The organism is Phenylobacterium sp., assembly GCF_030679875.1.
GTDB lineage: Bacteria > Pseudomonadota > Alphaproteobacteria > Caulobacterales > Caulobacteraceae > Phenylobacterium.
Map to the genome: position 1 here is coordinate 392,569 of NZ_JAUXSP010000019.1, position 19,746 is coordinate 412,314.

General features: G+C 69.3%; 20 protein-coding genes. 5 read left to right on the top strand and 15 right to left on the bottom strand.

What is annotated here, in order from left to right; genetic code table 11:
- Nucleotides 1-7: 7 nt before the first annotated feature.
- Nucleotides 8-745: a ligase-associated DNA damage response endonuclease PdeM gene (pdeM, locus tag Q8K84_RS13030; RefSeq protein ID WP_305283103.1), complete on the bottom strand. Its 738-nt coding sequence runs from the start codon at nucleotides 743-745 to the stop codon at nucleotides 8-10.
- Nucleotides 742-3,213 carry a ligase-associated DNA damage response DEXH box helicase gene (locus Q8K84_RS13035; protein ID WP_305283105.1) on the bottom strand — a complete coding sequence of 824 codons (2,472 nt, stop codon included), beginning with the start codon at nucleotides 3,211-3,213 and terminating at the stop codon, nucleotides 742-744. Before Q8K84_RS13035 ends, pdeM begins: the two co-directional genes overlap by 4 nt.
- Nucleotides 3,214-3,274: 61 nt before the next feature.
- On the opposite strand from Q8K84_RS13035, the gene Q8K84_RS13040 reads away from it, so the two are divergent.
- Entirely contained in the window at nucleotides 3,275-6,073 is a 2,799-nt protein-coding gene (locus Q8K84_RS13040; RefSeq protein ID WP_305283106.1) for an ATP-dependent DNA helicase, read from the top strand.
- A gap of 60 nt (nucleotides 6,074-6,133) precedes the next feature.
- On the opposite strand, the gene Q8K84_RS13045 is transcribed toward Q8K84_RS13040, so the two are convergent.
- The 5 genes from Q8K84_RS13045 to Q8K84_RS13065 all read right to left on the bottom strand — a co-directional run bounded on the left by Q8K84_RS13045 (nucleotide 6,134) and on the right by Q8K84_RS13065 (nucleotide 10,492).
- Nucleotides 6,134-6,463, bottom strand: a complete 330-nt coding sequence (locus tag Q8K84_RS13045) for a multidrug efflux SMR transporter (RefSeq protein WP_305283108.1) — start codon at nucleotides 6,461-6,463, stop codon at nucleotides 6,134-6,136.
- Nucleotides 6,463-7,392: a prephenate/arogenate dehydrogenase family protein gene (locus Q8K84_RS13050; RefSeq protein ID WP_305283110.1), complete on the bottom strand. Its 930-nt coding sequence runs from the start codon at nucleotides 7,390-7,392 to the stop codon at nucleotides 6,463-6,465. The genes Q8K84_RS13045 and Q8K84_RS13050 overlap by 1 nt, the downstream gene beginning before the upstream one ends.
- Entirely contained in the window at nucleotides 7,392-8,513 is a 1,122-nt protein-coding gene (hisC, locus tag Q8K84_RS13055; protein WP_305283111.1) for a histidinol-phosphate transaminase, read from the bottom strand. Before hisC ends, Q8K84_RS13050 begins: the two co-directional genes overlap by 1 nt.
- A gap of 37 nt (nucleotides 8,514-8,550) precedes the next feature.
- On the bottom strand, nucleotides 8,551-9,360 hold the full coding sequence (locus Q8K84_RS13060) for a chorismate mutase (protein ID WP_305283114.1): 810 nt from the start codon (nucleotides 9,358-9,360) through the stop codon (nucleotides 8,551-8,553).
- 97 nt (nucleotides 9,361-9,457) lie between these two features.
- A complete protein-coding gene (locus tag Q8K84_RS13065; protein ID WP_305283116.1) occupies nucleotides 9,458-10,492 on the bottom strand; it encodes a DUF2125 domain-containing protein in 1,035 nt (344 codons plus the stop codon).
- 37 nt (nucleotides 10,493-10,529) lie between these two features.
- Between Q8K84_RS13065 and Q8K84_RS13070 the strand changes: the two genes are divergently transcribed.
- The gene (locus tag Q8K84_RS13070; protein WP_305283118.1) at nucleotides 10,530-11,078 is read left to right on the top strand and encodes a gamma-glutamylcyclotransferase; all 549 of its coding nucleotides are present in this window, start codon (nucleotides 10,530-10,532) and stop codon (nucleotides 11,076-11,078) included.
- Here the strand turns inward: Q8K84_RS13070 and Q8K84_RS13075 are convergent.
- Genes Q8K84_RS13075 through ftsE form a run of 4 tightly spaced genes read right to left on the bottom strand, consistent with a single transcriptional unit; the run spans nucleotide 11,075 to nucleotide 14,108 of the window.
- Nucleotides 11,075-11,779, bottom strand: coding sequence for a 1-acyl-sn-glycerol-3-phosphate acyltransferase (locus tag Q8K84_RS13075; protein WP_305283120.1), 705 nt, complete (start codon nucleotides 11,777-11,779; stop codon nucleotides 11,075-11,077). The two genes, Q8K84_RS13070 and Q8K84_RS13075, sit on opposite strands and share 4 nt — an antisense overlap.
- Before the next feature lie 58 nt (nucleotides 11,780-11,837).
- On the bottom strand, nucleotides 11,838-12,464 hold the full coding sequence (locus Q8K84_RS13080) for a YdcF family protein (protein WP_305283122.1): 627 nt from the start codon (nucleotides 12,462-12,464) through the stop codon (nucleotides 11,838-11,840).
- Between the two features lie 7 nt (nucleotides 12,465-12,471).
- On the bottom strand, nucleotides 12,472-13,380 hold the full coding sequence (locus tag Q8K84_RS13085) for an ABC transporter permease (RefSeq protein ID WP_305283124.1): 909 nt from the start codon (nucleotides 13,378-13,380) through the stop codon (nucleotides 12,472-12,474).
- Entirely contained in the window at nucleotides 13,377-14,108 is a 732-nt protein-coding gene (ftsE, locus tag Q8K84_RS13090) for a cell division ATP-binding protein FtsE (RefSeq protein WP_305283126.1), read from the bottom strand. The genes Q8K84_RS13085 and ftsE overlap by 4 nt, the downstream gene beginning before the upstream one ends.
- A 56-nt stretch (nucleotides 14,109-14,164) precedes the next feature.
- Here ftsE and Q8K84_RS13095 point away from each other — a divergent pair, with 56 nt between their 5' ends.
- Nucleotides 14,165-15,049: a DUF3426 domain-containing protein gene (locus tag Q8K84_RS13095; protein ID WP_305283128.1), complete on the top strand. Its 885-nt coding sequence runs from the start codon at nucleotides 14,165-14,167 to the stop codon at nucleotides 15,047-15,049.
- Nucleotides 15,042-15,569, top strand: a complete 528-nt coding sequence (locus tag Q8K84_RS13100) for a phosphoribosyltransferase (protein WP_305283130.1) — start codon at nucleotides 15,042-15,044, stop codon at nucleotides 15,567-15,569. Before Q8K84_RS13095 ends, Q8K84_RS13100 begins: the two co-directional genes overlap by 8 nt.
- 4 nt (nucleotides 15,570-15,573) lie before the next feature.
- Here Q8K84_RS13100 and lysA read toward each other — a convergent pair whose 3' ends face one another.
- From lysA to argH, 3 genes are read right to left on the bottom strand one after another with little or no spacing between them, the layout of a single operon-like run.
- Nucleotides 15,574-16,842, bottom strand: coding sequence for a diaminopimelate decarboxylase (gene lysA / locus Q8K84_RS13105; protein WP_305283132.1), 1,269 nt, complete (start codon nucleotides 16,840-16,842; stop codon nucleotides 15,574-15,576).
- Nucleotides 16,839-17,129, bottom strand: coding sequence for a hypothetical protein (locus tag Q8K84_RS13110; RefSeq protein ID WP_305283133.1), 291 nt, complete (start codon nucleotides 17,127-17,129; stop codon nucleotides 16,839-16,841). Before Q8K84_RS13110 ends, lysA begins: the two co-directional genes overlap by 4 nt.
- On the bottom strand, nucleotides 17,126-18,571 hold the full coding sequence (gene argH, locus Q8K84_RS13115) for an argininosuccinate lyase (protein WP_305283134.1): 1,446 nt from the start codon (nucleotides 18,569-18,571) through the stop codon (nucleotides 17,126-17,128). The genes Q8K84_RS13110 and argH overlap by 4 nt, the downstream gene beginning before the upstream one ends.
- Here argH and Q8K84_RS13120 point away from each other — a divergent pair, their 5' ends adjacent.
- Nucleotides 18,572-19,189 carry a TlpA disulfide reductase family protein gene (locus tag Q8K84_RS13120; RefSeq protein WP_305283135.1) on the top strand — a complete coding sequence of 206 codons (618 nt, stop codon included), beginning with the start codon at nucleotides 18,572-18,574 and terminating at the stop codon, nucleotides 19,187-19,189. It begins immediately after the preceding gene.
- A gap of 46 nt (nucleotides 19,190-19,235) precedes the next feature.
- Here the strand turns inward: Q8K84_RS13120 and Q8K84_RS13125 are convergent, their stop codons facing one another.
- A complete protein-coding gene (locus tag Q8K84_RS13125; protein ID WP_305283136.1) occupies nucleotides 19,236-19,673 on the bottom strand; it encodes a helix-turn-helix domain-containing protein in 438 nt (145 codons plus the stop codon).
- Nucleotides 19,674-19,746: the final 73 nt, after the last annotated feature.

The window sequence follows — 19,746 nt, forward strand, 5'->3', positions numbered from 1 at the left end:
ATCCGGTTCAGTCGCCGGTGAGCGAGCGCCAGCCTACCGCATGAACCCGGTCACGGCCCAGCGCGCCAGCCAGGGGCGGGCGGCAAAACAGGCCTGTGAACGCCGCATCCTTCAGATTCAAGCCCCCGGCATAGGCGCCGAAGGCCGGCAGGATCATCCGTGTGCCGTCGGTGGCGAAGCAGCGTCGGCGCACCGTGCCGCGGCCTGAACTGACCCGGGCGCAGGGGTGCAGGTGGCCTGACAACTCGCCGGGCTGTTCGCCGGACTCGGGTTCGTGCCGCAGGACAAGCGGGCCCAGGGGCATGGTGTCCACCACCTGGCCTGGCAGGCGCTGAGGCCCCTCGGCGTCGTGATTGCCCACCAGCCAGATCAGGGTGCGGCCCTGGGCCAGGGCGACAAGCCGGGCGGCGTCATCGGGCGAAAGGCGGTCCTCGGCCCGGCCATCGTGGAAGCTGTCGCCCAGGAAGATCACCACCCGTGGTGACAGGGCCGCCACCTCGGCCTCCAGGCGGTCCAGGGTGTCGCGGGTGTCATAGGGCGGCAGGAACTGGCCGCGCATGCCGTAGGCCGATCCCTTCTCAAAATGCAGGTCGGCGACAATCAGGGCCCGATGGGCGAGATCGAACAGAGCGCCTGAGGCGCGCATCCGCAGGGCTGCGCCCATGATCTCCATCTCCAGCCCGCCGCAGGGGCTCTGGGCGAAGGCATAGGGGGCAGGGACGGGTCTGTGGGCGAGGGCGGTCATGAACTGGCTTCGGCGATCAGGTCTTCGGCGGCTTCGGCCAGGATCATCTCGCCGGCGGCGCCTGGCACCCGCTCCTTGCCGATCTCCAGCAGCATGGGGACTGAAAAGGGCGACAGGTGGTCGAGGACGGCGTGGCGAATCTTGCCCTGGATCCGGGCCAGCATATGCCCCACCCGGGCCACGTCGATAAGCCCTGTGGCCGCATCGTCCCGGGCGCAGCGCAACAACAGGTGATCGGGCTCGTGCCGACGCAGGACGTCATAGACGAGGTCGGCCGAGAAGGTGATCTGTCGCCCCGACTTCTCGGCGCCAGGGAACCGCCGCTCAATCAGGCCCGCCAGGATGGCGCAGCCCTTGAACGCGCGCTTCATCATGTAGCTTTCGGCCAGCCAGTCTTCCAGGTCATCGCCCAGCATGTCCTGGTGAAACAGGGTGTCCAGATCCACCCCGTCCATCGGGTTGAGGGACCAGACGGCCAGGGCATAGTCGTTGCAGACAAAGCCCAGGGGCGCAGCCCCCATCCGCTCCAGCCGCCGGGTCATCAGCATGGCCAGCGTGGTGTGGGCCAGGCGGCCTTCGAAGGGGTAGCAGACCATGAAGTGACGTTTGCCGCGGGGAAAGGTCTCCACCAGCATCTCGTCCTCGGCCGGGATCAGCGAGCGGTCCCGCTGCAACTCCAGCCATTCGCGTACATCGGCCGGCAGCACCGCCCAATGGCTCTGGTCGAACATCAGTTCGCGCACCCGCTTGGCGAGGAAGGTGGACAGGGCGAACTTCGAGCCGCCCCAGGAGGGCATCTTGGGATCGCTGCTCGGGGCTGGGCTGACCAGGACGTCGAGGGCGGTGACCCCCATCAACCGCCAGACCTGTCCGGCGAAGATGAAGGTGTCGCCGGGTTCCAGGGCTTCCAGATAGCCTTCCTCGACCTCGCCGATCTTGCGTCCCGCCCGTCCCCCGCGCCCGGCGAGCCGGACGCTGAGCACGGCGGGTGAGAGGATGGCGCCGACATTCAGCCGGTGCCGCAGGATGGTCTCGGCGTTGCGCGCCCTCCAAAGCCCGTCCTGGCCCTTTACGATCCGTCGGAACCGGTCATAGGCCCGCAGGGCGTAGCCCCCGGTGGAGACGAAATCGACCACCAGCTCGAAGTCCTCCCAGGCCAGCGCCCGGTAGGGACCTGAGGTGCGAATTTCGTCATAGAGGGCCAGCGCATCGAAGGGCTCGGAACAGGCGCAGCCCATGATGTGCTGGGCCAGGATATCCAGGGCGCCCACCCGGGGCGGATCGCCGTCGAACCGGTTCTCGGCGATGGCCTCCCGGGCGGCCTGACACTCCAGCATCTCGAAGCGGTTGGCCGGCACGAACAGGGCGCGGCTGGCCTCGTCCATCCGGTGGTTGGCCCGGCCGATCCGCTGCACCATCCGCGAGGCGCCCTTGGGCGAGGCCAGCTGGATCACCAGGTCCACGTCCCCCCAGTCGATGCCGAGGTCCAGCGTCGAGGTGCAGACCACGGCCCGCAATTCGCCCCGGGCCATGGCCGCCTCCACCTTTCGGCGCTGCTCGGCGGCGAGCGAACCGTGGTGCAGGGCGATGGGCAGGGCGTCCTCGTTCAGCCGCCACAGCTCCTGGAAGGCGAACTCGGCCTGGAAACGCGTGTTGACGAAGACCAGCGCTGTCTTCGCCTTCCTGATCACCTCATAGACCTCGGCCATGGCGTGCTGGGCGGTGTGGCCGGCCCAGGGCACCCTGCCTTCCGATAGCAGCACATCGACAATGGCCGGCGTGCCGGCCGGCCCCAGCACCAGATCGACCGGGGGCGGGGCGCCATCGCCCCCATGAAAGCCCATCCAACGGCGGATGACGTCGGGATCATCCACCGTCGCCGACAGGCCCACCCGACGCAGGTCAGGGCTGAAGGTCTGCAGCCGGGCGATATCCAGCGCCAGCAGGTCGCCGCGCTTGGTGGAATGCAGGGTGTGGATCTCGTCGAGAATGATGCAGGACAGATCCTCGAAATAGGCCCGCGCCCCTTCCCAGGCGCAGAACAGGGCCAACTGTTCGGGCGTGGTCAGCAAGATGTCCGGGGGCTTGACCCGCTGGCGCTGACGTCGGGCCGCGCCGGTGTCGCCGGTGCGGGATTCTGCGACGATGGACAGCCCCATCTCGCGGATCGGCGTGGCCAGGTTGCGCTCCACATCCACTGCCAGGGCCTTGAGCGGCGAGATATAGAGGGTGTGGATGCCCCGCGGCGTATTAGCCGGCGGCCGCTGCGCCAGCTCGATCAGGCTGGGCAGAAAGCCGGCCAGTGTCTTGCCCCCACCGGTCGGTGCGATCAGCAGGGCGTCCCGGCCAGCCCGAGCGCGGGCGACCATCTCCAGCTGATGGGTCCGGGGCGCCCAGCCACGCGTGGCGAACCAGTCGGCGAAGGCGGCCGGCAACAGGTCTGCGGGAAGGGCGGCGTCTTCGGCCATAGACCCGCCTCATAGCATGTTCCCGTTCCGTTTCACGGCAAATCCCGTTAGGAGTCGCGGCGTGAACGCCCTTGCCCCCGCCCTTGATCTGGCGCCTGCCCTTGTGGTCCTGCCGGGCCCCCGCGCCGGCGCGGCTGACGCCGAGCGGGCCGAGGCCCTTCGGGCGCCCGACGCCCGGGACCTGTTCGAGCGCGGACCGGTTCTGGTGGCCCATGCGGCCATGACGGCGCGCCGGCTGGCGCTCAATCCGCCGCCCCGCAGCCCGCGCACCTTCGACGCCCTGGAGCTATTCGCCTTCGTTCGGCCGGCCAAGTTCTGCGCGCCCTCGGCCGCCGGTCTCGCCCAGACGCTCGGTCTGCCCGAGCCCAAGGGCGCGCCGGCCCAGGCCCGGGCCCTGCGCCAGGCCTGTCTGCTGCTGCTGGAGGAACTGGCCCGCACCCCGCAACCCAATCGGGAGGAGGCCCTGGCCCAGGCTGAGACCCTGGCGCGGGCCGGTTGGTCCTGGGGCTCAGCAGTGATCGGCGCCCTGCGCTCGGCGCCGGTGGGCAACGCCTTTCGGGGCTCAGGCCTCGACGTCTGGAGCCGGATTGTCGAGTGGGAGGATCAGGCGCCCCCCGGGGAGGCCGGCTCGCGCCCCATCCAGGGCGCGGAGGCCGCCCAGCGGTTGTCGGAACTGCTGCACCGGGCTGGCCTGGACGAGGCCCGTCCCGCCCAGGCGGAGTTCGCTTCGGAGGCCGCCTACGCCTTTCAGCCCCGAGAGAAAGAGGGCGAGCCGCGCATGATGCTGGCCGAGGCCGGCACCGGCATCGGCAAGACCATGGGCTATCTCGCGCCCGCCTCGCTCTGGGCCGAGGCCAATGGGCCGGCAGTCTGGGTCTCGACCTATACCCGCGCCCTGCAGCGGCAGATCGAGCGCGAGAGCCATGCCATCTATCCCGATGAGAAGGTCCGCGCCCGCAAGGCGGTGGTCCGCAAGGGCCGGGAAAACTATCTCTGCCTGCTGAACCTGCAGGATGCGGTCAACGCCGCCCAGCTCGGCAATGGCGACCTGGTCGGCCTGGCGCTGGCCGCCCGGTGGGCCAGGGCGACGCGGGACGGGGACATGACCGGCGGCGACTTCCCGGCCTGGCTGCCGACCCTGTTTGGCCTGCCGACCCCGATGCAGGCCTCGGCCGCCAATCTGGTGGACCGCCGGGGCGAGTGCGTCCATGCCGGCTGCCAGCACTACCGGACCTGCTTTGTTGAAAAGGCCATCCGTGGATCGCGCCGCGCCGATCTGGTGATCGCCAACCATGCGCTGGTCCTGACCCAGGCGGCCTTTGACGGCGCCCGCGCCGCCCGCGGCTCCAAGGCCGACAGCGAGACCGCGCACCTGAAGCGCCTAGTGTTCGACGAGGGCCACCACCTGTTCGAGGCCGCCGACAGCGCGTTCTCCGCCGCCATTTCCGGCGCCGAGTCCGCCGAACTGCGCCGCTGGCTGCGCGGGCCAGAAGGACGTGGCCGCCGGGGGCGGGGGCTGGAGGCCCGGTTGATGGATGTGCTGGGCGACGCCGATGAGGCCAAGCGCGCCTTGCTGGACGCCCTGCACGCCGCCGCGGCCCTGCCGGGCGAGGGCTGGTCGGGGCGCGTGGCGCCCGCCACAGGCGAGGTGAATCCCATCGGCGCCATCGAGGCCTTTCTGGTCGCCGTGCTCGAGCAGCTTCGCGCCCGGGCTGCGCCATCTGAAGTCGGCATGGAATGCGCCGCGCGCCCGGCGCTCGACCTGGTCCGCGACACCGCCCGGGAGGCGGCTGCGGCGCTGGCCCGCATCGAAGCGCCCCTGCTGGCGCTCGCCCGCCACCTGGAGGACCTGCTGGACGCGGAGGCCGCGACGCTCGGTCCCAGCGAACGGGCGCGGATCGAAGGGGCCCTGCGGGGGCTGGACCGGCGGGCGCGGATGACCCTGCCAGCCTGGCGCTCCATGCTGCGGGCCATCGACGAGGACGCCGAGGATGACCCGGACTTCGTCGACTGGTTCGACGCCACCTTCCTCTATGGCCGTGTGGTCGACGCCGCCTGCCGCAGGCATTGGGTCGATCCCACCGAGCCCCTGACCAACGCCGTCATCGCCCCGGCCCACGGGGTGCTTGTGACCAGCGCCACCCTGGCCGACCCGGGCCTCGATGATCCCTTCGCGCTGGCCGAGATGCGCACTGGCGCGGCGCGCCTGCCCGACCGGCCAAAGACGCTGAAGCTCGCCTCGCCCTTCGACTACGCCGCCAATGCCCGGGCCTTCGTGGTCACCGATGTGGGCAAGGATGATCCCCGCCAGGTGGCCGCGGCCATGCGTGAGCTGTTCCTGGCGGCCGGCGGCGGCGGCCTTGGCCTGTTCACCGCCATCCGCCGCCTGCGGGCGGTCCATGAGCGCATCGCAGGTCCCCTGGCCGACAAGGGCCTGGCCCTCTACGCCCAGCATGCCGACGGCCTTGAGGTCGGCGCCCTGGTGGACATCTTCCGCGCTGAGGAGGACGCCTGCCTGCTGGGCACCGACGCCGTGCGCGACGGGGTCGATGTGCCCGGTCGGTCCCTGCGCCTGCTGGTCTTCGACCGCGTGCCGTGGCCCAGACCCGACATCCTGCACAAGGCTCGCCGGGTCCGCTTTGGCGGCAAGGGCTATGACGACTCCATCGCCCGCGGCCGCATCGCCCAGGCCTTCGGCCGCCTGATCCGCCGCGCCGACGACAAGGGGGTCTTCGTCATGCTCGACGCCGCCGCCCCCACCCGCCTGTTCTCCAGCCTCCCGCCGGGCGTGGAGATCCAGCGCCTGGGCCTGGTGGAGGCCATCGAGGCGACGGCTGAGTTTTTGAAGGCTGAGAGCTGAGACCCTGAGCCGTCATGCTGGGCACAGTGCCCAGCATGACGGCGGTGGGGGAGATGGCCTCTAAGCCGTCGCCTTGGAAAACACCTGAATCACCACCACGCCGGCCAGGATCAGGCCGATGCCGATGAGGCCGGCGGTGTCGATCTGCTGGCGGTAAAGGACCCAGGCGATGGCGGTGATCAGCACGATGCCGACGCCCGACCAGATGGCGTAGGCCAGGCCGACGGGCACGGTCCGCATGGCCTGGGACATGCACCAGAAGGCGATCCCGTAGCCGAGAGCGGTGATCACCGAGGGGGTGATGTGGCGAAATCCGTCCGAGGCCTTCAGGGCCGTGGTGGCGATCACCTCGGCGACGATGGCGATGGAGAGCCAGGCCATGCCAGGCATCAGGCGCCTCGCTTGCGGCCGAAGTCGGGCTCGGCGCTCTCCTGGCCGGCCTCGATGACACCCCGACGGATCTCCCGGGTGCGGCTGAACAGGTCATAGAGCTTGTCGCCCTCGCCCCAGCGGATGGCCCGCGACAGGGCCTGCAGGTCCTCGGTGAAGCGGCCCAGGACCTCAAGCACCGCGTCCTTGTTGGTCAGGAAGATGTCCCGCCACATGGTCGGGTCGGACGCCGCGATACGGGTGAAGTCACGAAAGCCGCCGGCGGAATACTTCATCACCTCGGCCCGGGTGACCTCCTCCATGTCGGCGGCGGTGCCGACGATGTTGTAGGCGATCAGGTGGGGCAGGTGGCTGGTGACGGCCAAAACGAGGTCGTGGTGCTTGTCGTCCATCTGCTCGACCTGGGCGCCGAGCGCTGTCCAGAAGTCAGCCAGGCGCTGGACGGCCTCCAGATAGGCCTCATCCTCCCGGGCCTGCGGAGTCAGGATCACCCAGCGTTGATGAAACAGCTCGGCGAAACCGGCGTCGGGCCCCGACTGCTCGGTGCCGGCGATGGGGTGGCCAGGCACGATATGGACCGTGTCAGGCAGGACGGCGGCCAGGGCCTCGCTGACCGCAGCCTTGACCGAGCCCACATCGCTGACGATCGCGCCCGGCGAGATGGCGTGGGCGCAGGCCGCCGCCGCCTCACCGATGGCGCGCACCGGCGTGGCGAAGATGATGAGGTCAGCGCCGGCCACCGCCTCTTCGGCGCTGAGCGTCACCTCGTCGGCCAGGCCCAGCTCGGCGATCCGGGCCCGGGCGAAGGCGCTGGCGTCATGGATGACGATCTGGCGCGCGGCGCCGGACGCTCGCGCGCCCCTGGCCAGGGACGAGCCGATCAGGCCGCAGCCAATGATGGCCAGGCGGGCGAAGACGGGGTCGGCCATCAATCGGCCTGCATGAAGTCGGCCAGGGCCTCGACCACGGCGCGGTTGTGCGCCTCAAGACCGATGGTCATGCGCAGATGGTGGGGCAGGCCGTAGCCGCCGACGCCGCGGACGATCAGGCCGCGGCTGGCGAGGAAGGCCTCGGCCGCCTGGGCGTTCTTGGGTCCCGTGGTCGGAAAGCCCACCAGGACGAAGTTGGTGGCGCTGGGCACCGGCGACAGGCCCATGCCGCCGAACTGCTGGGCGAGCCAGGGCCGCCATTGGGCGAGCAGGTCCAGGGAGGCTTTCTGGAAGTCCTTGTCGGCCAGGGCCTCCACGGCGGCCAGCTGGCCGGGGATGGTGGTGTTGAAAGGTTGGCGGATGCGGTCCAGCGCGCTGATCATCTCGGCCGGCCCATAGGCCCAGCCCACCCGCAGGGTGGCCAGGCCGTGCAGCTTGGAGAAGGTGCGGGTGACGATGACATTGTCGCTGGTGCGCGCGAGATCGGTCCCGTCCTCGAAGGCCGGATCATCGACGAACTCGGCATAGGCGCCGTCCAGCACCAGGACCACGCTCTTGGGCAGGGCGGCATGCAGGCGACGGATTTCCTCACCGCCGATATAGGTGCCGGTGGGATTGCCGGGATTGGCGATGAAGACCAACCGCGTGCGGTCGTTCACCAGCTTCAGGAGCTCGTCCACATCGACGCGGTAGTCCAGTTCGGGCGCGCTCAGGACCTCGGCCTGGCAGGCCCGCGCGCCGATGGCGTAGGCGCCGAAGGCGAACTCGCCTTGGACGATGTTGTCGCCGGGCTCCAGATAGACTTGGCAGAGCATGTGGAAGATCTCGTCCGAGCCGCAGCCGAAGATCAGCTGCTCGGGCTCCAGGCGGAACTCCGCGGCGATGGCCTGGCGCAGCGGGGTGGCGCGGCTGTCGGGATAGATGTGCAACTGGTCGATGGCGCCGGCATAGGCGGCCTTGGCCTTGGGGCTGCAGCCCAGGACGTTCTCATTGGCCGACAGCTTCAGCGGATGCTCGATCCCGTCGACCTTGGCCTTACCGGGGACGTAGGCCGAGATATCGAGGATGCCCGGCTTGGGAACCGGGCGGTCGGCGGCGGCGCGATCGGAGGACTGGGACATGGGAGGGCCTGGGTTTGGACGTATCAGGCCCTGGCTCTTACACGTCGAACGGTTCCGGCGCAGCCCCGATGACGCCGCTGAGCCGACCCGGCGCCCGGGCCAGCCGCTCATCATTGGCCTGATAATAGCCCGCCAGGGTGAAGAGCTTGAGGCCACCGGCCTCGCTGAGCAGTTCAGCGGCGACGCCATCACGGCTCAGGGTCTCGGCGACCTTGGTTGAGGAGCCGGGCGCATCGGTGACCCACAGGGTGATGTCGGCCCCGGTGGGCTCGACCTCGACCTCGGCGAAGGCCAGCGCCGAGGGCGGACCCCAGACGTTGAGGCAGGGCAGGACGGCGAACACCTTGAGCTTCGGCTCGGCCAGCAGACGGCCCCACCAGGCGGTCTCGCCGCTCAGCATGGCCACGCCGACGCCGCCCTTGAGCTTGGCGGCGGCGAGGGCCTCTTCCGGCTTCTGGGTCATGCGCAGGGCCGGAGCCGCGCCAAACCGCAGCCGCGCCAGTTCCAAAGCCCGGGCCGGCGTCGGGCCGCCCCAGACGGTCAGGGCGAAGGGCCCCTGCAGGGCCAGGCTCTGGCCCATCATTTCGCGCCAGATGCGAACGACCAGGGCGTCGCTGGCTCCAGTCCGTGGCATGGCCAGCAGTCGGCGCAGGATTTCGGTCTCCCGGCCCGGGCGCAGACCGAAGCGGTCGGCCTGGCCGGCGGCGGCCTTGGCGGCGGCCACCTGCTTGCCCAGCGCCGTGCGCTCATCCAGCAGCGCCAGCAGACCTGCGTCGATCTCGTCGATGCGCGCCCGCACGGCGTCCAGAGCGACTGGCGAAGGCGCGGCTTGCGGGGCGTCGGCCATTTCTATTCCCGAAACGAAAGCCGCGACCTAAGTCATTGCGTGAGAGGGCGCAATAGGGCCGGCTGACGCAATAAAGTTGCAGGCGAAACCATCGACCTCAATAGACCCGGGGCGCTGGCCCGATGGCCACCGGCCCCAGGGTCGTCTGGCCCGCCTGGAAGGTGATGGCGGCCTGGGCCACATTGTCAGCCCCCTGCCGAGCGGCGGCCACGGCGGCTGCGGTGTCAGCTGTTTCAGGGGGCAGAACGCCACCGGCGCCGAGGGCGGCCAGGGCCTCTGGCGCCTGACGCAGGGTGACGTCCAGGGTCCCGCGCAAGCGACCGTCGGGGCCGACGAACAATTGCCCCCGATTGACGCCGATCACCGCCTCGCCAGCGGTCAGGCCGGCCTCACGGACCTGGGCCATGCCGCCAGCCTGGCTCCAGTTGCGAACCGCCTGGGGCCAGTCGGCGCCCTCAAACGCGCTCATCTGGGTCAGCAGGGTGTCCCATTTGAGATCGATGTCGCCGTCCTGGGCGATGCGGGCGAACAGGCCGCTCATCTGCGCCTGGCCATCCTCGACCTCCAGGAACAGGGCCCCCTGATCTTCAGGGCCAGGTCGCAGGTGGAAGGCCACCTTCTGCGCCCGCGACAGGGCGAAGGGCTGGGCGCCCGGGGTGGGCGTGAAAATGAGCTCGCGCCCCTCGAAATCGAAGCGCGGCGGCTTTGCGCCGACATCCCCCAGGCTGGCGCGCAGCAATGCGCCGGACACCTGCACCGACCCCGACTGCGGCCGGGTGAAGGTCAGGCCATCGGGTGCGGCGAAGATCCAGCGGCCGAGCGCATGCATATAGGCCTCTGACTCCAGGCGTGGCGTGGCCAGCGCCCAGCCCGAGGGCTCACGGATCACCGCGTCGGTCAGGGTGACGTTGAGGCGGAAGGGATAGCCGCCGATGCTGCGCGTCCCCCAACTGACCTCATAGCCCGCGCTGCGCAGGGCCTCGGCGGTGGCGTCCATGCGGTCGCCGGTCTGGATGCGGGTCCAGAACCAGAATCCGCTCCAGACGATCATCGCCAGGATCAGGAGGGCGAAGGGCAGGACTAGGCCCAGGCGGCGGGGTTTGCGAGCGGGCGCGGTATCGGGCACAGACATGGAGGGCTTTGCAGGCTTTTCTTCTGACGGATCGGGAATGTCGGGCGGCGAGGGGCGGTGGGTGTTTGGCTATGGGTCGCTCATGTGGCGGCCAGGCTTCAGCTTTGTCGAGCGCTCGAGCGCCATCCTACACGGCCGCCGCCGGGCCTTCTGCATCTATTCGGTCCATCACCGGGGCACCTATGAGCGCCCGGGCCTGGTGCTGGGCCTGGCGCCTGGCGGGGCGGTCAGGGGCGCGGCCTACCGCGTGGCCGAGGCCGACTGGCCCGAGGTCTATGCCTATCTGATGGAGCGAGAACAGCCCACCGAGACCTATGTGGAGGCCAGGCGGCCCGTGCGGCTGGCTGATGGTCGGCGCGTGGAGAGCCTCGTCTTCCTCTCTGACGTCGGCCATCCTCAGTGGGCTGGCGCCCTGTCCCTGGAGCGTCAGGCGGAGCTGATCACCGGCGCGGTCGGACTGTCGGGTCCCAATGAGGCGTATCTTCGAGACCTTGTGGGCCATCTCCGCGACGAGGGCGTGCGCGACCGGGCCATGGAAGACCTGCTGACCCGCGTGGAGCGTCAGGCCGCGGGGGCGCTCGCCTAGAGCTCCAGCAGCCTCATCGACGCGCTCTCGATCCGCTCCTCCAGGGTGCGCATGAACTCGGCGCGCTTGAGGCCGGGTGGGATGGGCTCCAGGTACTCGAAGACGATGACGCCGGGTTTGCGCAGGAAGCCGTGCTTGGGCCAGTGGACGCCGGAATTGGTGGCGACCGGATGCACCGGCAGGTTCAGTTCCCGATAGAGGGCCGCGATGCCGGGCTTGTAGCTGCCTCGCACGCCGGGTTCGCCGCGGGTGCCTTCGGGGAAGATCACCAGCTGCCGGTCTTCCTGCAGGCGCTCTTGGGTGTCGCGCACCAGCTTCTTCAGCGCCGCGGCCTGGGCTTCGCGGTCGACCACAATCATGCCCGCCTTCTGGGCGTACCAGCCGAAGAACGGAATCCACATCAGCTCCTTCTTCAGCACGAAACAGGAATCCGGCAGCCAGGCGAACTGGGCGAAGACGTCGAACATGCACTGGTGCTTGGGCGCCACCAGGGCCTTGCCCTTTGGCACGTGTTCCAGGCCCCGGACCTCGACCCGGATGTCGCAGATGCGCAGGAGGCCGATAACCCCGTAGCTCCAGACCTCCAGCGCCCGGAGGACCCAGGTCCGTGGGGCCAGCAGCAGGGGGGTGATCAGGATCGCCACGCTGGCCGACCAAAGATAGAAGAGCGCCACGAAGAGCAGCGAGCGCAGAGCCGTCATGGCATGCCTCTTTCTTGCATTGACCTGGATCCCTGGATTGGCGCGCCGCGTCGGAAGATCAACCGACCTGGGCCGCTGGCTTGGCGGCCTCATTGTCCTTGGGACCCAGGCGCAGGACCATCTCGCGGCCGAGGATGGCGAGGTATTTCGAATACTCCATCACCATCAGCCGCGTCCCCCCCGCGCTCCGCCACCATCGACGGGCGTCCAGGGTGGGGGTCGCCACGGGATAGGCCTGCAGGGTGACGCCTGGCAGGGCCGAGCCGAGCTCCAGCATGGCCCGGGGCATGTGGAAATCGGCGGTGACCACGATCAGGCTGTCATAGCGCCGGGCCTTCACCCAGCCGGCGGTCTCCTGGGCGTTGCCAAACGTGTCCGCGGCCTCGAAGCCCAGATCGACGCAGCAGTCATAGAGCAGCTGGGCTGCGCGGCTCAGCTGGCGGATGTCCGCGCGGCTGACCTCACGGTTGACGCCGGACACCAGCATCCGGTCGCCCTTGCCCGCCTCCAGCAGGCGCATGCCCGCGGCGATTCGCTCATTGGAGCCAGCGCCAGTCAGGGCGACAATCCCGTCGGCCACCGCGGGCTCACGGGCTGGCGTCGACTGCTCCACCCGCGTGGCGAAGGCCAGCAGGCCAGCGGCCCAGATCAAGGCGGCCACGAAAAGAAGGGCGAGCGTTTTCATGGGGCTCTCACGACAGCTCGCGAATGAGGCTCGCGGCCGTCATCCGCGCCGCCACCGCCGCCACAAGGGCTGCGGCCAATGGACAAGGTAGAACAGCCAGCAGATCGCTCCAAGCCACCGGCAGCACCGGGGTCAGCCCCTGTCCCCCGCCCCCGAGGCGCAAGGCCGCCCCAAGGACCGCTGCGCCGGCCGCGCCGACCAGACCGGCGCCAGCGGCCATCTGAGCGAAGCGCACCTGGAAGAGGCGGGCGATGAAGGCGTCTTCCGCCCCGGTCAGGTGCAACAACTCGACCACCTCGCGTCGGGCGGCGAGGCCGGCCCGGGTGGCGAAGGCCACGACGGCGGCGGCGGCGGCGGAAATCAGCAGGAAAACCCCAAGCCCCACCCAGCGGGCGATCGCCGCGCCGCGCTGGATGTCGGCCAGCCAGGTGGTGTGATCATCCACCACCGCATCAAGGCCCCTGGCGCTCAGGGCCTGCTGGAGGCTGCGTGCAGACGCCGGCGACTCGCGGTCGAGGATCACGGCCACCAGCCTGGGCACGGGCAGGTCGGCGAGATCGGCGGCCTCTCCTAGCCAGGGCGCGATGAGGGCCTCGGCCTTTTCCCGTTCAAGGGCTCGAGCCTCGGCCACCCCATTTACCCCGGCCAGGGTCTCTGCGGCGCGGGCGGCGGCCGAATCGGGGGTCTCATTGGCCTTGGGCCGGACGATCACCGTCATTTCTCCGGTGAGCTGGTGCGACCATCCCCGGGCCGCCCGGTCCGAGGCGATCACCCCAAGGGCCGTCAGGCAGGCGAGAAAACATAACACCGCAACCACGAACACCAGGGCGCTGTCGCGGGTGTCGCGCTCGGGAAGGAAGGGCGACGGCCGCCAACGGTCGAGGTCGAAGGACCCGCTTCCCCGGCGCCGGCTCATGCTCGCGCTCCCGCGGGGATAGGCCCCATATGGACCAGGCGTCCATCCTCCAGATGCAGGACGGGCATGCCCGAGCGGGCCACGAGGTCCTGGTCATGGGTGGCGATCAGGACGGTGGTGCCCAGGCGGTTAAGCTCAAGAAACAGCCGCAGAATGCGCAGGCCCATTTCGTGATCCACATTGCCCGTGGGCTCGTCGGCGAGCAGGATGTCGGGACGGCCCACCACCGCCCGGGCGATGGCCAGGCGCTGCTTTTCTCCGCCGGCCAGGGTAGGGGGCAGGGCGTGCATCCGGTCCTTCAGCCCAACCCAGGTGAGCAACTCGGCGACGTCCTGGCGGTAGGAGTCCGGTTTCTGTCCCGCGATCCGCAGGGGTACGGCGGCATTGTCGAAGGCGCTCAGATGATCGAGCAGACGGAATTCCTGGAAGACCACGCCAATGCGGCGGCGCAGGAAAGGCCGCACCTGGGCCGGAGTCTGCGCCACATCCTGGCCGAACAGGTGCAAGAGTCCCTTGGACGGCTGGGCGGCCAGATAGATCAGTTTCAAGAGGGAGGTCTTGCCCGCTCCCGAAGGCCCGGTGACGAAATGGAAAGACCCTTGCGGCAAGGAGAAGGTGAGGTCCCTGAGCGTCTCAGGCTCGCGTCCGTATCGCATGGAGACGTCGTCGAAACGTACGACGGCGTCCCAGGCGTCGGCCGTCTCTGCGGCGTTCGGGTTTCTGGACATGGAGACCGGAATCGGCGACCTCGATACGGTGGGCTGGAGGGTCCGATACAGCGGCCATGATACTGACCTGTCCAGACTGCTCCACCAGCTATTTCGTGGACGACGCAAAGATCCCTCAACAGGGGCGCGTCGTGAAGTGCGCGAGCTGTGGAAACCGGTGGACGGCCCGCCACGAAGCGCCTGTGACGGCGCCTGAGCCGGTCGCAAGCCCCACACCCGCCCCCGCCGATAGCCCCCTGGGGCCGATCGATCAACCCACGCTAGAGGCCGCCCCCGATCCTGGCGCCGAACCGACCGGCCGTTCGGGCGAGGCCCTGCCGCGGGCTTTCCGGGCCAAGGCCGATGATACGCGCCGCCTTCGCGAGGCCGCCGCCACTGGCGTGGTGTGGGCCGGCATGTCGGCGGCGCTGGCCCTGATGGTCGTGGTCGCCGTGGTTTTCCGGGTTGATGTGGTTCGCCTGTGGCCGAGTACGGCCGGCGCCTTCGCCAGTGTGGGCCTGCCTGTGAACAGCATTGGCCTGGCCATCGAGGGGGTGGAGTTCGAGCCCGCCCTGCAGGATGGCTACGCGGCGCTGTCGGTCTCCGGCATGATCCGCAATATCGAGGACCGCACCATCACGGCCCCGCCCCTGCAGATCAGATTGCTGGACAAGAACGGCGTGGCTGTGGCCACCAAGATCGCGCGACCAGCCGACCCGGTGATTCCGCCTGGCGAGACTCGCCACTTCGCCATCGCCCTGATCGATCCCCCTGGCGCGGCCGCCGACCTGGAGATCACCTTCGCCGAACTGCGGGCCGCCGCAGAGCCGCCCTCGGCGCCTACGGAACTGCTCGACCTGCGTGGCGCGGCTGAAGCCACCCTCCCCGAAGTCGCCCAGCGCCCAGTCATCGAGGCCGTCGCCCTGCCGGACGCGGCGCTTGCGGTGTCGGGCAATGAGTGAACCGACCATCGAAGTCCTGCTGGACGAGGCCGAGGTCGCCCATCGGGTCGAGGCGCTGGCGCAGACCATCGCGCCACGCATCGACGACGACACTGTGGTCATCTGCCTGCTGACAGGCGGCCTGTGGTTCTGCGCCGATCTGACCCGGGCCCTGGCCAGGGCCGGCCGCCACGTCCGTTTTGACGCCCTGTGGCTGGCCTCCTATGGCGACGCCCGGGCCAGTCTTGGGCGATGTGAGGTGCGCGCCGATCTGCAACGTCCCCTGGAGGGCCGTCGCGCCCTGATCGTCGACGATGTGATCGACACGGGCCTGTCGCTGAGCGAGGCCGCGCGTCTGGTGCGGGACTCCGGCGCCTCGGAAGTGCTGACCTGCGTCTTCGCCACCAAGCCCTGGCCGACCCCCCGGGCCATCGAGCCCGACTTCGTCGCCTGGACCGCCCCGCCGCGCTTCCTCGTGGGCTATGGCATGGACGCCGCCGGCCAGTACCGCGGGCTGCCCTATGTAGGCGCCTTGGACTGAGGCTTCAGAGCCAGGGCGCTGGCGTCTCGCGGCCGAGCATTTCCTCATAGGTCGGGCGCGGCCGAACGACGGCGTAGTCGCCGCCCTTGACCATGACCTCGGGAACCAGGGGCCGGCTGTTGTACTCGCTGGCCATGGAGGCCCCGTAGGCCCCGGCGCTCATGAAGGCCACGAGGTCACCGGCTTCGAAGGTGGGCAGGGCCCGGTCGCGGGTGAAGGTGTCGCCGGTCTCGCAGACCGGCCCCACCACATCATAGGTCTTGGCCTCGCCGTCCCGGGGCCGCACGGCGCGGATGTCGTGATAGGCGTCATACATGGCCGGGCGCAGCAGGTCGTTCATGGCTGCGTCCAGCACCAGGAAGCGGCGTCCCTCTGGCCGTTCATGGATATGCACCACCTCGGCCAGCAGCACCCCGGCGTTGGCGGCGATCACCCGGCCAGGCTCGAAGGCCAGGGTCACATCCAGGTCGCGGGTCGCCTCGGCGACCACCTTGGCGTAGTCAGCCGGCGACGGCGGCTCGGGTTGATTGAAATAGGGCACGCCAAGCCCCCCGCCCAGATCCAGGCGCTCCACGTTCAGGCCCTCAGCCTTCAGGCGTCGGACGAGGCCGGCCATCTTGGCGAAGGCTTCGGCCATGGGGGCCAGATCGGTGATCTGGCTGCCGATGTGGCAGGCCACGCCCACCGGTTTCAGCCAGGCGTTGTTGGAGGCCTGGGCGTACAGTCGCTCCGCCTCGGTGAAGGAGACGCCGAACTTGTTCTCAGACTTGCCCGTGGCGATCTTGGCGTGACCACCCGCCGTCACGTCGGGGTTAACCCGGAAGGCGATGGTCGCCCGCTTTCCCAGACCTTGCGCCACCTGGGCGATGGCCAGCATCTCGGGCTCGGACTCGACGTTGATTTCGCAGACGCCGGCCTCAAGCGCGAAAGCGATCTCAGACCGGGTCTTGCCGACGCCGGAGAAGACGATGCGCTCCGGGGGCACGCCGGCCGCCAAGGCCCGTCGGATCTCACCTTCGGAGACCGTGTCCGCCCCGGCGCCAAGCTGGGCAAGGGTTCTCAGGACGGCCAGGTTGGAGTTGGCCTTCACCGCGAAGGCGATCAACGGCTGGCGGACGCCCTCAGCTTCCAGGGCGTCGCGCAGGACCGTGTAGTGCCGCTCGAAGGTGGCGGTGGAATAGACATAGACCGGCGTGCCCACCGCCTCGGCGATGGCCGACAGCGGGACGTCCTCACAGAAGAGCTCGCCGTCCCGAAGCTCGAAATGGTTCATCGGGGATTGGCGTAGGGGTCAGGCAGGGCGCCTTGCGGGCCCGACGAGCTCGGATTGGACGAGGTGCCGTCGATGGGCAGGGTGCGGGACGGCGCGGGGTTCGTGGCCCGGGTGCGCGGATCGACCGTGTCCACCGGCTTGTTGGCGGAGGGGCGCGGGGCGACGACCTCGCCGGTCGCCGGATCGCCCCAGAGGGGCGGCGGACGATCCAGGGCGCCGGCCTTGCCACAGGCGGCCAGGGCGAGCGTGCTGGCCAGGGCCATGAGAAGCGGAGCGCGAAGGGTCATTTCAGCAGGTCCTTCCAGCGGGCGACCTGGGCGCGAACCTGGTCGGGGGCGGCGCCGCCATAGCTTTTGCGGCTGGCCACGGATGCGGCCGGTGTCAGAACGTCATAAACGCCAGAGCCGATGCGCGGGTCCAGGGCCTTCATCTGGTCCAGGGGCAGGCCCGCCAGATCACAGCCCAACTGCTCAGCCCGCTTCACGGCCGCGCCGGTGATGTGGTGGGCGTCGCGGAAGGGCATATCCAGGGTTCGCACCAGCCAGTCGGCCAGGTCCGTGGCGGTCGAGAAGCCGGCCCCGGCGGCTGCGGCCATGCGCTCGGCGTTCGGGGTCAGGTCGGCGACCATGCCGGTCATGGCGCCGAGCGACAGGTCGAGGACGTCGAAGGCCTCGAACGTCGGGACCTTGTCCTCCTGCATGTCCTTCGAATAGGCGAGCGGCAGGCCCTTCATCACCACGGCCAGCTGGGTGAAGGCCGCCAGCATGCGGCCGGCCTTGGCCCGGACCAACTCGGCCGCGTCGGGGTTCTTCTTCTGCGGCATGATCGACGAGCCGGTGGTGAAGGCGTCCGACAGGGAGATGAAGCCGAACTGTGGCGTCATCCAGATCACGATCTCCTCGGCCAGCCTCGAGAGGTGCGTGGCGCAGATGGCGCCCGCCGCCAGGGCCTCGAGCGCGAAGTCGCGGGACGAGACGCTGTCCAGGGAGTTTGCGGTGGGTCGTTCAAAGCCCAACGCCTTGGCCGTGGCGTGCCGGTCGATAGGGAAGGGTGAACCCGCCAGGGCCGCAGCGCCCAGGGGGCACTCGTTCATCCGGGCCGCTGCATCGGTGAAACGCGAGGCGTCGCGGCCGAACATCTCAACATAGGCCATCAGATGGTGGCCGAAGGTCACCGGCTGGGCCGGCTGCAGGTGGGTAAACCCCGGCATCAGGGTGTCGGCGTGGGTTTCGGCCTGGGCGACCAGGGCGCGCTGCAGGGCCTGGAGCTGCTCGGCGGTGCGGTGGCAGGCCTCGCGGACCCACATGCGGAAGTCCAGCGCCACCTGATCATTGCGCGAGCGGGCCGTGTGCAGCCGCCCGGCCGCCGGACCGATCAGTTCGCGCAGACGGGCCTCCACATTCATGTGGATGTCTTCGTATTCGTCGCGGAAGGGGAAGGTTCCCTCGGCGATCTCCGCCTCGATACGGGACAGCCCGCCCTGGATGGACGCTTCGTCGTCGCTGGAGATGACACCCTGGGCCTTCAGCATGGCTGCATGGGCGCGCGAACCCGCCAGATCCTGTGGCGCCAGCCGCTTGTCGAAGCCGATGGAGACGTTGATCGCCTGCATCAGGTCGGCGGGCTTGGCTGAAAATCGGCCGCCCCACATGGCCTGGCCCTGGCCGGGGGCGTCGCCCTTCGCCATATGGACGCTGTGTTGCGGAGTCTTGGAGGCGTTGTCGGTCATATGAACGGTCAATCAGAGGCGAAACCCGGACCAAGCCTGTTCCGCTGGATCCTCTGGGGCGTCGCCGCCTTCGGCGTCGCGGCGGTGGTCTACATCATCGGCCAGGCTTCCACCAATCCCGATGCGAGCCGTGGCCTCCGGGCCTTCGCCAAGGGGGAGATGGCGGCTCTTCAAACCCCCAAGGAGCCACGGCCTGCGCCCGTGACGACCATCTATGATCCTGACGGCCAACCGGTGCGGTTGGGCGACTTCCGGGGCGAGGTGGTGGTGCTGAACCTCTGGGCGACCTGGTGCCCGCCCTGCGTGGCGGAAATGCCCACCCTGGCGGCGCTGGCGTCCCACTATGAGGGCCAGCCTGTCCGGGTCCTGGCCGTCAGCATCGATCGCGCCGTCGATGTCGACAAGGCGCGGACCTTCATCGGCCAGCATGCCCCCCTGGCCTACTACAGCGACCCCAATATGAAGCTTGCCTTCGATCTGGTCCCGCCCGCGCCAGGCATGCCCACCACCGTGATCTACGGGGCGGACGGCATCGAACGAGCCCGACTTTCCGGCGGGGCGGACTGGGGTGGCGATGACGCCAAGGCCTTGGTGGACCACGTACTCGCCGCCGAATAGCCGGCCCTTGCAGATGGCCGACGGGCGGCCGATTCTGCCTTGGTCGTCAGGCCGGCTCGCGTCTGCGTGCGCCCGCCGCAGCAGGAACCGAAGCTGACGCGCCGGGCGCCAGGATGCGCAGGAAGCTGACCAAGGCCGTGCGAGCGTCCTGCGGAAGCTGTTCGTAGACCGTCAGCAGTTCCAGGGCGCCCGGGGTCCGCATCCGCGACAACAGGTCCAGATCGACGCTGGGCTCATCATCCGGCGTATCCAGCACATCCAGCAGATCGGTCACCCGGCAGCGCAATGCCCGGGCGATCTGCACCAGGCGGGAGAAGGAGATGCGATTGGCCCCGTTCTCGTACTTCTGGATCTGCTGGAAGCTCACGCCGCATTGTTCCGCCAGAGCCTCCTGAGACATGCCGATGGTCCGGCGGCGGATGCGCACGGCCGCCCCGAGGGCGGTGTCCATGGGGTCTGGGCTCTTGGTGGTGGACTCCGTCAATTCGGTCTCCTTGTTCACACGCCGCTTACCCAACGGAATGTCCGCCAGATAAAATATTTCAAGTGTGAGAAGT